This window comes from Haloplanus rubicundus (assembly GCF_003342675.1).
Taxonomy (GTDB): Archaea; Halobacteriota; Halobacteria; order Halobacteriales; family Haloferacaceae; genus Haloplanus; species Haloplanus rubicundus.
Map to the genome: position 1 here is coordinate 1124335 of NZ_CP031148.1, position 12981 is coordinate 1137315.

Below are 12981 nucleotides of genomic sequence, written 5' to 3' on the forward strand. Positions count from 1 at the left end.
GAATTCCTGTCGCCATGCGTCCCGGACATCGATCCCGAGTGATAAGCGACGCCGTTCGTGTCGCCGCCGCCATCCTGTGATCTGCCTAAACGGTTAAGATATCTCACATCATCGTTCACTATGGACATATCCTCATGGCAGACCCAGTCAACGAAATCGTCAAAGAAATCCCGTTCGCCGAACTCGTGCGCAAGGCCGCGCTGGCGGTGGCCGACGGGCAGACCGCACTCGACCTCAACTCGATCCAGACCGCACAGACGCTCGCGGACATGGAACTCGACGCCGGCGCCGTCATCCTCGGCATCGTCGAGGAGACGGACGAGGACGGCAACGTCACGAACGTCTCGACGCTGACGAACGACCAGCCCCTTTCGCTCCTCGCGTACGGCGTCACGCCGACGTTCTACGAGTTCAGTGAGACGGAGATCGATCTCAAGTTCTGGGTTCGGTGGCACACCCGAAGCACGCACGTCGAGAGCGATTCGACGTTCTCGCGGGACATGCGCACGTCCTACGAGCAGTCCCGCAAGAAGTACGGCGGCGGCGGTGGCGTCGGTCTCAACCTCGGCTTCTTCTCCATCGGGGGGAAGGGCGGCTACCAGAAACAGGAGGTCAAGGGCGAACGCGAGGTGGAACTCGACGTGCGCACCCACTCCGAGTACGACAGCCGCGTCTACGGTCTGGACGCGAGCGCGGCCTGCCGGTTGAAGACGACGCTGGTGCCCAAGCCGGCGCCCGACCGCTCGGTGCCCGACGTCATCACGCGGCCGGCCGAGGGTGGGTCGTCGTGAGCGGCGCCGAACGCTGGGTCGCCCGCCCCCTCGGCGAACTCGTCACCGGCGTCGCCCGCGCGGTGGCGGAGGGACAGACCGAACTCGACCGCGCTTCGCTCGCCACCCGGCGCGACGTTCGGCGGGCGGTCGAGGACGGCGACCTGGAGACGCCCATCGAGACGCCGTGGTTCCGATTCTCGGGCGTCGAGGCCGACCTGAACGTCTCGCTGTCGATGCGGGGGCGCCCGGAACGCGACGAAAGTGGCAAGATTCGGGCCTACCGGCCGACGCTCGTCGCCGCGCCCACCGACCCCGAGTTCACCACCCGTACCGACTACGACGTGGCGGCGTCGAGTCGCGTGAGCCTCGACATCGTCCCCGTCCCCGGCCCCGAGTAGATGCCCGGCGACGACTTCCGGTTCACGAGGGAACTCACCGCGCTCGACGCCACGAAACTCGACCGGGCCGAGGCCCGCGAAGTGGAGGGGCTCTACCGGGCCAAGGAGTATCTCGCCACCGAGTTCCGTGATCGGCTGATCGAGGTCGAGAGCGAACGCGACCTGCTCCGGACGAGAGTCGACCGCCTGCAGGCCGAACGCGACTCCCTCCGGGAGCGCCTTGACGGCCTCGAAGCCGACCGGGGGAGCGTCGCCCCCGACCGCCTCGTCGCGTCGCTCGGCGACGCCCTCGCGAGCGCCCGCGACGACCTCTCGGCGGCCGAGTACGCCATCGGTCGGGTCGAAGTCGACCTCAAGGCGAACGTCGTCGGCGGCGACGACGGCCCGCGGTTCCAGCTCCCCGACCTCGCCGAGCCGGTGAACCGCGAGACGTTGAGTACGCTCCGCTTCGACCTCCGGCCGGCGGCTCCTGCGGAGGAGACGACCGTCTACGATCCGATCCCGGACGTTCGCGACCGCTCGCTGGCCGAGGCCCGAGGGGCCGTCCAGCGGGCCGGCTTCACCGTCGGCGAGGTGACGACCGAACCCGGCGACGCCGACGACGTGGTGCTCGATCAGTTCCCGTCGCCCCGGTCCGTGGCGGAGCCCGGCACGCCGGTCGATCTGACCGTCTCGGAACGCCGCGAACTCGACGTGCCGAGCGTGATCGGACTCGACCTCGAGGACGCGGCGGCGGCGCTCGACGACGCCGGCCTGACGGTCGGCGCCGTCGACGCCGAGGCGCGCGACGCGCCGGCCGACGCCGTCGTCGGTCAGTCCCCGCCCGCGGGCGAGTCCGTGCCGGTCGGGACCGCCGTCGATCTGACCGTCTCGGCCGGGTCGGCAGCGGCCGACGCGGCGTCCGAACCACCCGAGTCGGACGGGCTCGAGGAGCGAGCGACCGTCGACCTCGAAGCCGTCGACGGAATCGGGCCGACGTACGCCGACCGCCTGCGCGAGTCGGGCGTCGCGGACGTGGCGACGCTGCTCGACCGCGACGTGGAGGCCGTGGCCGAAGTGACCCGCGCACCCGCGAGTCGGGTCGAGAACTGGTTCGTCGACGCGAGGCGGTTGCTGGAGGACGAATGACCGACACACACCTGCTCGCCTTCGCCCCGTCGAGCGACGAGGCGGCGATCCGTGCCGTCCTCGACCGGGTCGTCGCCGCGGGCGGCGAACTCGTCGTCGTCGCCGGCGCGGGGGTGGTCGTTCGCGCGCCACAGGCCGTGGCGGACGCGGCGGCGGCCCACCCGGCGGTGGCCCACGTCGGCGGCGTGGCGCTACCGGATCGGGAGCCAGTTCGGATCCGCCGGCCGCCCCCGGAGTGAGGGGCGGGGCGCCACCGCCCGATTGAGAACTGTTCACACCACCCACGTCCGGCGATTACGCCCACGAAAGCTTTAGGCGGGTGGTCGGCTTACGAGTCGGCGATGAAACGCGGCCCCGAACTGATCATTACCGAGAAGGACAACGCCGCCCGCCGCATCGCGGACATTCTGAGCGGCGGCAGTGCGGACGCCGACCGCGTCAACGGCGTCAACGTCTACAAGTGGGGCGGCAAGCGGTGTATCGGGCTCTCGGGCCACGTCGTCGGCGTCGACTTCCCGTCCGAGTACAGCGACTGGCGCGACGTCGAACCCGTCGAACTCGTCACCGCCGAGGTGGAGAAGCGGCCGACGCAGGAGAACATCGTCGCCGCGCTCCGCCGCATGGCGCGCAACGCCTCGCGCATCCACATCGCGACCGACTACGACCGCGAGGGCGAGTTGATCGGGAAGGAGGCGTACGAACTCGTCCGCGAGGTGAACGAGGAGGCGCCCATCGACCGCGTGCGCTTCTCCTCGATCACCGACCGCGAGGTGACCGAGGCCTTCGCCGACCCCGACGAACTCGACTTCGACCTTGCCGCTGCGGGCGAGGCCCGACAGATCGTCGACCTGATGTGGGGCGCGTCGCTCACCCGGTTTCTCTCCCTCTCGGCCCGGCAGCTCGGCGACGACTTCATCTCCGTCGGCCGGGTGCAGGGACCGACGCTCAAGCTGATCGTCGACCGCGAGCGCGAAATCGACGCCTTCGACCCCGAGGACTACTGGGAGCTGTTCGCGGACCTCACGAAGGACGACGAGACGTTCGAGGCGGGCTACTTCTACCTCGACGAGGACGACACGGAGGCCGACCGGGTCTGGGACGAGGCGACGGCCACCGCCGTCTACGACGTCCTCGCCGCGGCGTCGACGGCGACGGTCGAAGAGGTGCGCCGGCGCACCCGCACCGACGACCCGCCGGCACCGTTCAACACGACGCAGTTCATCCGCGCCGCGAGCGGTATCGGCTACTCCGCCCAGCGCTCCATGAGCATCGCGGAGGACCTCTACACCGCCGGCTACATCACGTACCCGCGGACGGACAACACGGTCTACCCCGAGGATCTGGAGCCACGGGACCTGCTCGACGCCCTCTCCTCGGGGCCGCGCTTCGGCGACGACGCCGCCAGCCTCCTCGACGCCGAGGACATCACCCCAACTGCGGGCGACGAGGAGACGACCGACCACCCGCCGATCCATCCGACGGACGAACTCCCCTCGCCCACCGACCTCTCGGAGGACGAGTGGGAGGTGTACGAACTCGTCGTGCGGCGCTTCCTCGCCACCGTCGCGGACGCGGCGACGTGGGAGCACCTGCGCGTCGTGGCGACCGTCGCGGGCGAGGGGATGGAGCCCTCGCTCAAGGCCAACGGCAAACGGCTGGTCGACCCCGGCTACCACGCCGTCTACCCGTACCGCTCGACGACGGAGAACTACGTCCCCGACGTGGCCGAGGGCGAGGAACTCGCCCTGACGGACGCCCGCATGGAGGCCAAGCAGACCCAGCCCCCCCGCCGATACGGGCAGTCCCGCCTCATCGAGACGATGGAGAAGATGGGCATCGGGACGAAGGCGACCCGACACGACGTGATCCAGAAGCTGTACGACCGGGGGTACATCGAGGGCGACCCGCCGCGGCCGACCCGCCTCGCCCGCGGCGTCGTCGAGGCGTCCGAGGAGTTCGCGGACCTCATCGTCAGCGAGGAGATGACCGCGCAGTTGGAGGCGGACATGCAGGCCATCGCGCGCGGCGAGGCGACGTTGGAGGACGTGACCGACGAGTCCCGCGAGATGCTGGAGCGCGTCTTCGACCGCCTCACGGAGTCCCGGGAGGAACTCGGCGACCACCTCCGCGACTCGCTGAAAGCGGACAAGACCGTCGGCCCCTGTCCCGAGTCGGACCACGACCTGGTGATCCGGCGGAGCCGCCACGGGTCCTACTTCGTCGGCTGCGACGGCTACCCGGACTGCGAGTTCACGCTGCCGCTCCCGTCGACGGGCAAGCCCATCCTGCTCGACGAGACGTGTCCGGACCACGGCCTCGCGGACGTGAAGATGCTCGCCGGCCGCAAGACGTTCGTCCACGGCTGTCCGCTGTGTGCCGCCGAGGCGGCCGACGAGGAACCCGACCTGATCGTCGGCCCCTGCCCCGAGTGTGGCGAGGACGAGGGCGGCGAACTCGCGATCAAGCGCCTCCGTTCGGGCGGTCGGCTCGTCGGCTGTACGCGCTATCCCGACTGCGACTACTCCCTGCCGATGCCCCGGCGGGGCGAGGCCGAACTCACCGACGAGACGTGCGAGGAACACGGTCTGCCGGGCATCCGCATCACCTACGAGGACGCCGACCGGGAGCCGTGGGACCTCGGCTGTCCCATCTGTAACTACCGCGAGTATCAGGCCCGGCAGGCGGGGACGGAACTGGAGGCCATCGACGGCATCGGCGAGAAGACGGCCGAGAAACTGAAAGACGCGGGCGTCGAGGACGTGGCCGGCCTGAAGTCGGCCGAACCCGACTCGCTCGCCGACGAAATCGACGGCGTCGGGCCGGATACGGTGCGGAACTGGCAGGCCGACGCCGACTGATACGGATTAGTGTAACTGGTTACCGGTGGGTCGCCGGACACTCTCGACGAACGACCGGTACTGACTAATGACCCGTATGAGACCCAGACCGGTAACCGCGCTCGAGTGACCGCGAGTCGGACCCTTTTTATCGGCTCCGCGGAGTAGGGTGTCTCAATGACCGCGCCGTGGGACGACTGGGATCACGTTCTCAAGGTCGACCCCGACAAGGAACTCGTCGACGGCGAGACCTTCGAGGACGTCTGTGCGACCGGGACCGACGCCATCGAGATCGGTGGCACGACAGGGATGACCAAAGAGAAGATGGAGACGGTCGTCGAGGCTTGTAGCAAGTACGGCGTCCCGTTGTATCAGGAGCCCTCGAATCCGGCCGTCGTCATCGAGGACGACGCCCTCGACGGCTACCTGATCCCGACGGTGTTCAACGCCGGCGACAGCTTCTGGGTGACCGGTGCCCACAAGGAGTGGGTTCGCATCGAGAACGGTCTCGACTGGAGCCGTACGCACACGGAGGCGTACATCGTCCTCAACCCCGACTCGTCGGTCGCGGAGTACACCGAAGCCGACTGCGACCAGTCGCCGGACGACGTGGCCGCCTACGCCGCCGTCGCGGAGAAACTGTTCGGCCAAGAGATCGTCTACATCGAGTATTCGGGCACCTTCGGCGACCCCGAGACGGTCGCGGCCGCGGCCGACGCCCTCTGTGAGTCCACCCTCTTTTACGGCGGCGGCGTCGGCGACTACGACACCGCCCACGAGATGGGGCAGTACTCCGACGTGGTGGTCGTCGGTGACCTCCTCCACGACGAGGGGTGTGCGGCCGTCCGCGAGACGGTCGAGGGCGTCAAAGACGCCCACGCCGACGACTGATTCCGATCAGGCCGGGTCCGCGGTCGCCGCCGACCTCGTCGCTCCCGTCCCCGATCCGCCGTCCGTCGCGTCGTCGGCCGGCCGACTCCCGTTCCAGACGCCGACGGCGACGAGGCCGCCGTAGAACCTGACGGCCGCGGCGAGGAGGGGCCCGACGCCCGGCACCGCGAGCGGGAGGGTCGCGACCAGTAACGTCCCCACGAGGAGGGTGTGTCGCCCTCCGTCGGTGTCGAGCGGCCAGCGAAGCAGCGAGTCGAGGTCCGTCATTGCGAGGCGGGATGGCCTCGGCATGGGATATAAACCATCGGACCGGGATTCAGGACTCGTCGCGTGAGAACCGCTCCCGGTCGTCGATCATCTCGAGGAACGGCTCGATCTCCTCGAACCGCGGGCCGCGTTCGAGCGTCTCCGTCTCCGGATCCCAGTCGACGAGTTCGGCGTCGTCCAGCTTGGGGAGATGATTGTGACGGAGTTCTATTCGGAGGATGTCCGGCTCGTCGTCCCCGGTAAACAGGGTCGTTCGGATCGGTTCGTCGGTCCGTCCGTCCGGGTCGGCGAGCGCCCAGAGGATGTATCGGCGATACTCGTGGCTGAGGAGTTCGAACAGTTCGTCGAGCGAGCCGTCGTCCCCGTCTCTCATTTTTTGTGTCCACGAGCCGCGACGGGGACCGAACTGGTCCCCGAAGCAGTCGTTACCACGAGGCGTGCGAAGCGGCAAGTAACTACCGCCCACTCGTCTCCTCTTGGTCCGGCAGCCGGGGGCGTCGTCGCGAGTGGTCGACGGGTGACTCCCGTTCGGCACCGGGATTTTTCTCGTCGTCAGCCGAAGCCCCGGGCGATGGAGATTACCGACGTACGCGTCGAACGGATCGAAGTGCCCCTCGACCGACCGCTGGGCGTCTCTCGCGACCGCTCCATGTCCGCCCGTGGGGCGGCCTTCGTCGTCGTCGAGACGGACGAAGGCATCACGGGCATCGGCGAGGGCGTGGGACCGGAGTCGTACATCATCGAGCGCATCGTCGAGGAGAAGTACGCGCCCCTGCTGATCGGGGAGGACCCCCTCGACATCGAGCGTCACTGGCAGTCGATGGTGACCGATACGGTCTACAAGGACCGGAAGGGACAGGGGCTATCGGCGGCCAGCGGCGTCGACATCGCGCTCTGGGACGTTGCGGGCAAACACCACGGCGTCCCCGTCTATCGACTGCTCGGCGGGCCGATGGAGGAGTCGCTCAAGCCGTACGCGAGCGACCTGTTCTGGCAGGACCCGGAGACGATGGCCGAGCGAGCCGGATCGTACGTCGACCGCGGATTCGCGGGCGTGAAGACGCATCTCGGCCGTGGCCTCGACGCCGACGAGGAGCGCGTGGCGGCCATGCGCGACGCCATCGGCCCCGACACGGCGCTGATGGTCGACATGAACTGCGGCTACGACCGCCCCGAGGCTCGCCGCGTCGGGCGGATGCTGGAGGAGTACGACGTCTACTGGTACGAGGAGCCGATGACGCCGTACGACGTGGACGGCCTCGCCGCGCTGCGCGAGGAACTTTCGGTGCCCATCGCGTCCGGCGAGAACGAGTACACGAAGTGGGGCTTTCACGACCTCTTCGAGGCCGACGCGGTGGACTACGCGATGCCCGACGTGATGCGCTGTGGCGGCATCACGGAGGCGAAGAAGATCTGCGCGCTCGCGGAGACGTACAACACGGTCTGTACTCCCCACTGTTTCACCACCGGCGTCGGCCTCGCGGCGACGATGCACGTCATGGCGGCGTCGCCGGCCTGTGAGTGGCTGGAGTTCGACCCCACGCACTTCGAGGTGTACGAACCCCTCTTCGAGACGCCGCCGGAAATCGAGGACGGCCGGATCGCACTCCCCGAGGAGCCGGGACTCGGCGTCCACCTCGACGAGGACGTGATCGGCGAGTTCCGCGTCGACTGAGCGGCGCGACGACTCCAAACGGTCGCGTTTAAGACGCGGGGTCCGATACGAAGGTGTATGCAGGACCGAACCTACACGGCCGACGTCGCCGCCGGCGAGACGGCGACGGTCGCCGGCTGGGTCCACGAAATCCGGGACCTCGGCGGTATCGCCTTCCTGATTCTCCGGGACAAATCCGGCAAACTTCAGGTCAAATTCGAGAAAGACGAGATGGACGAGGACCTCGTCGAGACGGGACTCGGCGCCCACCGCGAGAGCGTCGTCGCCGTCACCGGCGCCGTCGAGGAGGAGCCGCGCGCACCGACGGGGCTGGAGATGGTGCCCGACTCCGTCGACGTGCTGGCCGAGGCCGATCCCGAACTCCCCCTCGACCCCTCCGGAAAGGTCGACGCCGAACTTCCCACCCGGCTGGACAACCGCACGCTCGACCTCCGCAAGCCCGAGGTGAAGGCCATCTTCGAGATTCGGAGCGAGATTCTGCGCTCGGTCCGCGAGTACTTCCGCTCGGTCGGCTCGACGGAGATCAACACGCCGAAAATCGTCGCCACGGGGACGGAGGGCGGCACCGAACTCTTCCCCATCACCTACTTCGGGAAGGAGGCGTTCATGAACCAGTCGCCACAGCTGTTCAAACAGCTGATGGTCGGCAGCGGGCTGGAGCGGGTCTTCGAAATCGGCCCCATCTTCCGCGCGGAGGAGCACAACACGCCCCGCCACCTCAACGAGGCGACGATGATCGACTTCGAGTCGGCCTTCGTCGACCACCACGAGGCGATGGACGTGTGCGAGGGGACGCTCAAGGCGGCCTACGAGGGCGTCGCCGAGAACTGCGCCGAGGAGCTGGAACTCCTCGGCTACGACGACTTCGCGGTTCCGGACGCCGACTTCCCGCGGCTCACCTACGAGGAGGCCATCGAGCGGATCAACGCGACGGGCGCCCTCGACGAGCAGTTGGTGTGGGGCGACGACCTGCCGACGGAGGCCGAGAAGGCCCTCGGTTCGGACGTGGGCGGCCACTACTTCATCACCGACTGGCCCTCGGAGATCAAGCCGTTCTACATTCAGGACTACGACGACGACCCGCAGCTCTCGAAGGGCTTCGACCTGATGCACCCGCGGATGGAGCTCGTCTCGGGCGGCCAGCGCGAACACCGCTACGACGAACTCGTCGCTGGCTTCGAACAGCAGGGACTCGACCCCGAGCAGTTCGACTACTACACGAAGATGTTCAAATACGGGATGCCGCCCCACGCCGGGTGGGCCTACGGCGTCGAACGTCTCGTGATGACGATGCTCGATCTGGGGAACATCCGCGAGGCGGTGCTGTTCCCACGCGACCGGCAGCGGCTGAGTCCGTAGGACGAAGCCGTCCGGGAGCGTGGGCGCAGGGAGTGGAGTGTAACGGAACGACCGTGTTCCCGCGGGATCGACAGAGACTGAGTCCGTAGGACGAAGTCTCTGTGAGCCAGCGAGACGCGAGCGATGCGAGCGTCTCGCGGGACCGGCAGCGTCTGAGCCCGTAGCGTCCTAGTTCCCCTGAATCGCGTCGATGACCATCGCCGCGGCGACGACGGCGTCCCGTGGAACGTCGCCGGCGTCGTCGACGACGATGTCGTATTTGTCGCGCAGGGAGAGTTGGCCGTCGATGCGCCCGACGTGCCCGCCCTGCCCGTCGGTGATCTCGTATTTGTGGGGGATGAGTTCGCCGAACGGCAGGAGGTTGCGCGCGAGCGTGACGGCCGCGCCGCGGGAGGTGATCTTCGCCAGCGCCGCCTCCGTCTCGCCGTCGCGGATCGTCCACGTGTCCTGAAAGATCGAGTAGTCGTTGTCGAGGACGACAACCCGCTCGTCCGTCTCGGCGTCGAATATCGCGTAGTTGCCCGCAACGTCGAGAATGCCTCCCGCCTTCACGGTAAACACCTCGTCGCCGTCGGCGTCGACGAAGGGGAACTCCTCTTTGAGTTTGAACAGCTTCTGTTTGGCCCGGAGAACCACGTCCCCGTTCTCGTCGGACGCCGCGTACTTGTTGCGGACGAGCGACTGCTCGACTGTGTACGTGTCTCCGCGCAGTTCGATGGCCGAGAAGCCGCGGTCGTCGACCGACATACACCGATCTGTCCGCGCCATCGGATATGAATGGCGGCCTGCGGTCGTCCGTGGCGTTTCGACAGGGCTTAACGACTCCCTGCTCGTCGTGACACGTATGAGCGAGGAGTTACGGGGAAACGGGGAATCGACCGCGTTCGTCCCCGGTCACGTCACCAGTTTCTTCGCCCCGTACCCCGACGACGACCCGGAACGAGCGGGGTCGCGCGGCGCCGGCCTCACCCTCACCGACGGCGTAGAGGTGACGGTCCGGGCGGCCGAGGACGACGCCCCGCCCGTCACCCTCGACGGCGACCCCATCGCTATGCCGCCGGTCGAGGCGGTCCTCGACGGACTCGGTGTGGCCGACCGGGCGCGGGTCGTCGCCGAGAGCGACCTCCCCCTCGGCACGGGCTTCGGCGTCTCGGGCGCGATGACGCTGGGGACGGCGCTGGCCGCCAACGACCGCTTCGGCCGCAAGCGGTCGGCGAACGACCTCGTGACACTCGCCCACCGCGCGGAAGTCGAGGCGGGCACGGGCCTCGGCGACGTGGTGGCGCAGGCCCGCGGCGGCGTCCCGATCCGTCTCGACCCCGGCGCGCCGGCACACGGCCGCCTCGACGGCGTCCCCGCGACCCGACGGGTCGAGTACGTCACGTTCGGCGACCTCTCGACGGCCGAGGTGCTCGCGGGCGACACCGACCCGCTCGTCGCCGCGGGCGACGCGGCGCTCACCCGACTGGTCGACCGGCCGACGCTTCCGACCCTCGTCGCGGAGTCGCGCCGGTTCGCCCGCGACGCCGGACTGCTCACGGACCGGGTACGCGAGGCCGTCGACGCCGTCGTCGACGCCGGCGGCGAGGCGTCGATGGTCATGCTCGGCGAGACGGTCTTCGCGCTCGATTCGGGGCTCACGGACGCCGGCTTCGACGCCGAGGCGTGCCGGACCTGTGACGCCGGGGCGCACGTGACGGGCTGATACGGTTTACTGTAAGTCAGTTCCAGTGGTTCGCCGAGACGGTCCGGCGAACCACTGGGACACAGTTACAGTGATCCGTATGATCGGGGCGCTTTTTACTCGTCACGGCTACCGACGCGACATGGCCGAGGGCGACACCGACATCCCGGCGGACCACCCCCGCCACGACTCGCTGGTGACGCGCCACCGCATCGAGGACGGCGTCGAGGCCGGCATCACGAGCAAACAGGGCCTCATCGCCGAGGGGCGGGGCGAGGCGTTCGACTACCTGCTCGGCGAGCGGACGCTCCCCTCGGCGGACGCGGCGGCGCGCGCGGCCGCCGCCCACCTCCTGCTCGCCCGCCACCCCGTCGTCTCCGTCAACGGGAACGCGGCGGCGCTAGTGCCCGACGAACTTGTCGCCCTCGCGGACGCCGTCGGCGCGGACCTGGAGATCAACCTGTTCAACCGGACCGAGGAGCGGATGGCCGCCATCGCCGACCATCTCCGCGACCACGGTGCGAGCGAGGTGAAGGGCCTCGACGCCGACGCCCGGATTCCGGGTCTCGATCACGAACGCGCGAAAGTCGACGCCGACGGCATCGCCGACGCCGACGTGGTGCTCGTGCCGTTAGAGGACGGCGACCGCGCGGCGGCCCTGTCCGACCTCGGGAAGGCCGAAATCGTGATCGACCTCAACCCCCTCTCCCGGTCGGCACAGGTGGCCGACGTGCCGGTCGTCGACAACATCCTGCGGGCGATCCCGAACATCACTGCTCACGCCCGCGAACTGGCGGACGCGGACCGCGACGAACTCGAACGGATCGTCGCCGAGTTCGATCCGGCGGCGGCGCTCGACGACGCCGAGCGGGCGATCCGATCCGGCGACCTATAGGCCGCTGACGAAGATGGCGATCCACTGCCGGGGGTCGGGCCGGCGTCGTACCTCGATCCCTTCGACCCACTTCACCCACTGGAAGCCGCGGCGCCCGGGTGCGACGAGCCGAATCGGATAGCCGTGGCCGTGGTCGAGGCGCTCGCCGGAGAGGTGGGTCGCGAGCACGGCGTCCCGTGCCTCGTCGAGCGGGAGGCTCCAGCGATAGCCCGTCACGGAGCGGACGGTCACCCACGCGGCGTCCTCGCTGGCGCCCGCCACGTCGAGAAGGTCGCCGAGGCGGACGCCCCGCCAGTCGCGTTCGGCGTACCAGCCGCTCGTGCAGTCGAGGAGCGCCTGGCGCTCGGCGGTCGGATTCAGGTCGTCGACGCCGAGTTCGAGCGGCCGCCCCACTAGCCCACCGACCGAGAGCGTCCACGTCGTCGGGTCGACCGGGTCGGGGTCGTCGGCGACCCAACTGGTGACGGGCAGGTCGGCGTCGGAATCGAGCGCCCGCGACCCGGTGAATCGGCGGGTCGCCGCGGGGGTTCCGAAGAGGGTCGCGAGCCCCCGCAGCCCAGCCGACGTGACCCCCGCGGCGACGACGAGGCCCGCGTACTGGAGGGCGACCCGTCGCTCGCGCACGTCGGTGCGGCGGAGCGGCCGGTAGCGGGCGCGAAGGTGGACGAGGAGCAGGGGGACGAGCAGCAGGCCAAAGAGGATGTGGAGGTTGAGGAGCGTCCAGAAGCCGAGGGGGACGACCACGCCGACGGCCCACGCGACGCCCGTCGCCGCGGCGGCGACGGCGACGGCGGCGAGGAGGATCGAGAGGGGTGTCGCCCGGTCCCACGCCCGCCGGTCGCGGACCCGGCCGGCGACGCGGCGGAACTTGACGACGAGGAGCGGGGGAATGGAGAGGCCGGCGACGGCGTGAATCCAGAAGATGGCGGCGTCGGAGGGGTGACCGACCCAGAAGCTCGTGAGTCCCGTGGCAGCGGCGAGGCCGACCAGCGCGAACAGCGACCAGTCGACGAGTCGCGGCGGCGGGTCGAGGTGGGCGAGGCGCGCCCGGAGGGACATGTGAGAAAGTATCAC

At 69.1% G+C, this 12981-nt stretch carries 14 protein-coding genes; 10 read left to right on the forward strand and 4 right to left on the reverse strand.

The features are described from left to right. The first annotated feature begins 134 nt into the window (after positions 1 to 134). The 6 genes from DU484_RS06770 (at position 135) to DU484_RS06795 (ending at position 6027) form a co-directional block, all read left to right on the forward strand. Complete coding sequence (locus DU484_RS06770; protein WP_114585358.1) at positions 135 to 791, forward strand: hypothetical protein; 657 nt, start codon at positions 135 to 137, stop codon at positions 789 to 791. Beyond that, the gene (locus DU484_RS06775; RefSeq protein ID WP_114585359.1) at positions 788 to 1171 is read left to right on the forward strand and encodes a hypothetical protein; all 384 of its coding nucleotides are present in this window, start codon (positions 788 to 790) and stop codon (positions 1169 to 1171) included. Before DU484_RS06770 ends, DU484_RS06775 begins: the two co-directional genes overlap by 4 nt. Further along, complete coding sequence (locus DU484_RS06780; RefSeq protein WP_114605469.1) at positions 1172 to 2299, forward strand: PASTA domain-containing protein; 1128 nt, start codon at positions 1172 to 1174, stop codon at positions 2297 to 2299. Then, positions 2296 to 2538 (forward strand): hypothetical protein, encoded by a 243-nt coding sequence (locus DU484_RS06785; RefSeq protein ID WP_114585361.1) that lies wholly within the window; start codon positions 2296 to 2298, stop codon positions 2536 to 2538. Before DU484_RS06780 ends, DU484_RS06785 begins: the two co-directional genes overlap by 4 nt. Before the next feature lie 102 nt (positions 2539 to 2640). Next, positions 2641 to 5157 (forward strand): DNA topoisomerase I, encoded by a 2517-nt coding sequence (locus DU484_RS06790; RefSeq protein WP_114605470.1) that lies wholly within the window; start codon positions 2641 to 2643, stop codon positions 5155 to 5157. 156 nt (positions 5158 to 5313) lie between these two features. Further along, entirely contained in the window at positions 5314 to 6027 is a 714-nt protein-coding gene (locus DU484_RS06795) for a phosphoglycerol geranylgeranyltransferase (protein ID WP_114585363.1), read from the forward strand. A 6-nt stretch (positions 6028 to 6033) separates the two neighbouring features. On the opposite strand, the gene DU484_RS06800 is transcribed toward DU484_RS06795, so the two are convergent. Beyond that, a complete protein-coding gene (locus tag DU484_RS06800) occupies positions 6034 to 6294 on the reverse strand; it encodes a hypothetical protein (RefSeq protein WP_114585364.1) in 261 nt (86 codons plus the stop codon). A gap of 49 nt (positions 6295 to 6343) precedes the next feature. After that, positions 6344 to 6667, reverse strand: a complete 324-nt coding sequence (locus tag DU484_RS19950; RefSeq protein ID WP_187347775.1) for a helix-turn-helix transcriptional regulator — start codon at positions 6665 to 6667, stop codon at positions 6344 to 6346. A gap of 198 nt (positions 6668 to 6865) precedes the next feature. Here DU484_RS19950 and DU484_RS06805 point away from each other — a divergent pair, with 198 nt between their 5' ends. Then, positions 6866 to 7969, forward strand: coding sequence for a mandelate racemase/muconate lactonizing enzyme family protein (locus tag DU484_RS06805; RefSeq protein WP_187347776.1), 1104 nt, complete (start codon positions 6866 to 6868; stop codon positions 7967 to 7969). Between the two features lie 57 nt (positions 7970 to 8026). Continuing rightward, positions 8027 to 9328: an aspartate--tRNA(Asn) ligase gene (aspS, locus tag DU484_RS06810; RefSeq protein ID WP_114585366.1), complete on the forward strand. Its 1302-nt coding sequence runs from the start codon at positions 8027 to 8029 to the stop codon at positions 9326 to 9328. Between the two features lie 168 nt (positions 9329 to 9496). Here aspS and DU484_RS06815 read toward each other — a convergent pair whose 3' ends face one another. Then, the gene (locus DU484_RS06815) at positions 9497 to 10075 is read right to left on the reverse strand and encodes an LURP-one-related/scramblase family protein (protein ID WP_114585367.1); all 579 of its coding nucleotides are present in this window, start codon (positions 10073 to 10075) and stop codon (positions 9497 to 9499) included. A 97-nt stretch (positions 10076 to 10172) separates the two neighbouring features. Between DU484_RS06815 and DU484_RS06820 the strand changes: the two genes are divergently transcribed. Continuing rightward, complete coding sequence (locus DU484_RS06820) at positions 10173 to 11033, forward strand: pantoate kinase (protein WP_114605471.1); 861 nt, start codon at positions 10173 to 10175, stop codon at positions 11031 to 11033. Between the two features lie 121 nt (positions 11034 to 11154). Further along, positions 11155 to 11907: a 4-phosphopantoate--beta-alanine ligase gene (locus DU484_RS06825; RefSeq protein WP_114605472.1), complete on the forward strand. Its 753-nt coding sequence runs from the start codon at positions 11155 to 11157 to the stop codon at positions 11905 to 11907. Here the strand turns inward: DU484_RS06825 and DU484_RS06830 are convergent. Further along, positions 11902 to 12966, reverse strand: coding sequence for a molybdopterin-dependent oxidoreductase (locus tag DU484_RS06830; protein ID WP_114605473.1), 1065 nt, complete (start codon positions 12964 to 12966; stop codon positions 11902 to 11904). The two genes, DU484_RS06825 and DU484_RS06830, sit on opposite strands and share 6 nt — an antisense overlap. Positions 12967 to 12981 lie beyond the last annotated feature (15 nt).

What these genes read in the sequence shown, in the direction of transcription:
- DU484_RS06770 (WP_114585358.1), top strand. Translation starts at nt 135, where the DNA reads ATGGCAGACCCAGTCAACGAAATCGTCAAAGAAATCCCGTTCGCCGAA.
- DU484_RS06780 (WP_114605469.1), top strand. Translation starts at nt 1,172, where the DNA reads ATGCCCGGCGACGACTTCCGGTTCACGAGGGAACTCACCGCGCTCGAC.
- DU484_RS06785 (WP_114585361.1), top strand. Translation starts at nt 2,296, where the DNA reads ATGACCGACACACACCTGCTCGCCTTCGCCCCGTCGAGCGACGAGGCG.
- DU484_RS06790 (WP_114605470.1), top strand. Translation starts at nt 2,641, where the DNA reads ATGAAACGCGGCCCCGAACTGATCATTACCGAGAAGGACAACGCCGCC.
- DU484_RS06795 (WP_114585363.1), top strand. Translation starts at nt 5,314, where the DNA reads ATGACCGCGCCGTGGGACGACTGGGATCACGTTCTCAAGGTCGACCCC.
- DU484_RS06800 (WP_114585364.1), bottom strand. Translation starts at nt 6,294, where the DNA reads ATGACGGACCTCGACTCGCTGCTTCGCTGGCCGCTCGACACCGACGGA.
- DU484_RS19950 (WP_187347775.1), bottom strand. Translation starts at nt 6,667, where the DNA reads ATGAGAGACGGGGACGACGGCTCGCTCGACGAACTGTTCGAACTCCTC.
- DU484_RS06805 (WP_187347776.1), top strand. Translation starts at nt 6,866, where the DNA reads ATGGAGATTACCGACGTACGCGTCGAACGGATCGAAGTGCCCCTCGAC.
- aspS (WP_114585366.1), top strand. Translation starts at nt 8,027, where the DNA reads ATGCAGGACCGAACCTACACGGCCGACGTCGCCGCCGGCGAGACGGCG.
- DU484_RS06815 (WP_114585367.1), bottom strand. Translation starts at nt 10,075, where the DNA reads ATGTCGGTCGACGACCGCGGCTTCTCGGCCATCGAACTGCGCGGAGAC.
- DU484_RS06820 (WP_114605471.1), top strand. Translation starts at nt 10,173, where the DNA reads ATGAGCGAGGAGTTACGGGGAAACGGGGAATCGACCGCGTTCGTCCCC.
- DU484_RS06825 (WP_114605472.1), top strand. Translation starts at nt 11,155, where the DNA reads ATGGCCGAGGGCGACACCGACATCCCGGCGGACCACCCCCGCCACGAC.
- DU484_RS06830 (WP_114605473.1), bottom strand. Translation starts at nt 12,966, where the DNA reads ATGTCCCTCCGGGCGCGCCTCGCCCACCTCGACCCGCCGCCGCGACTC.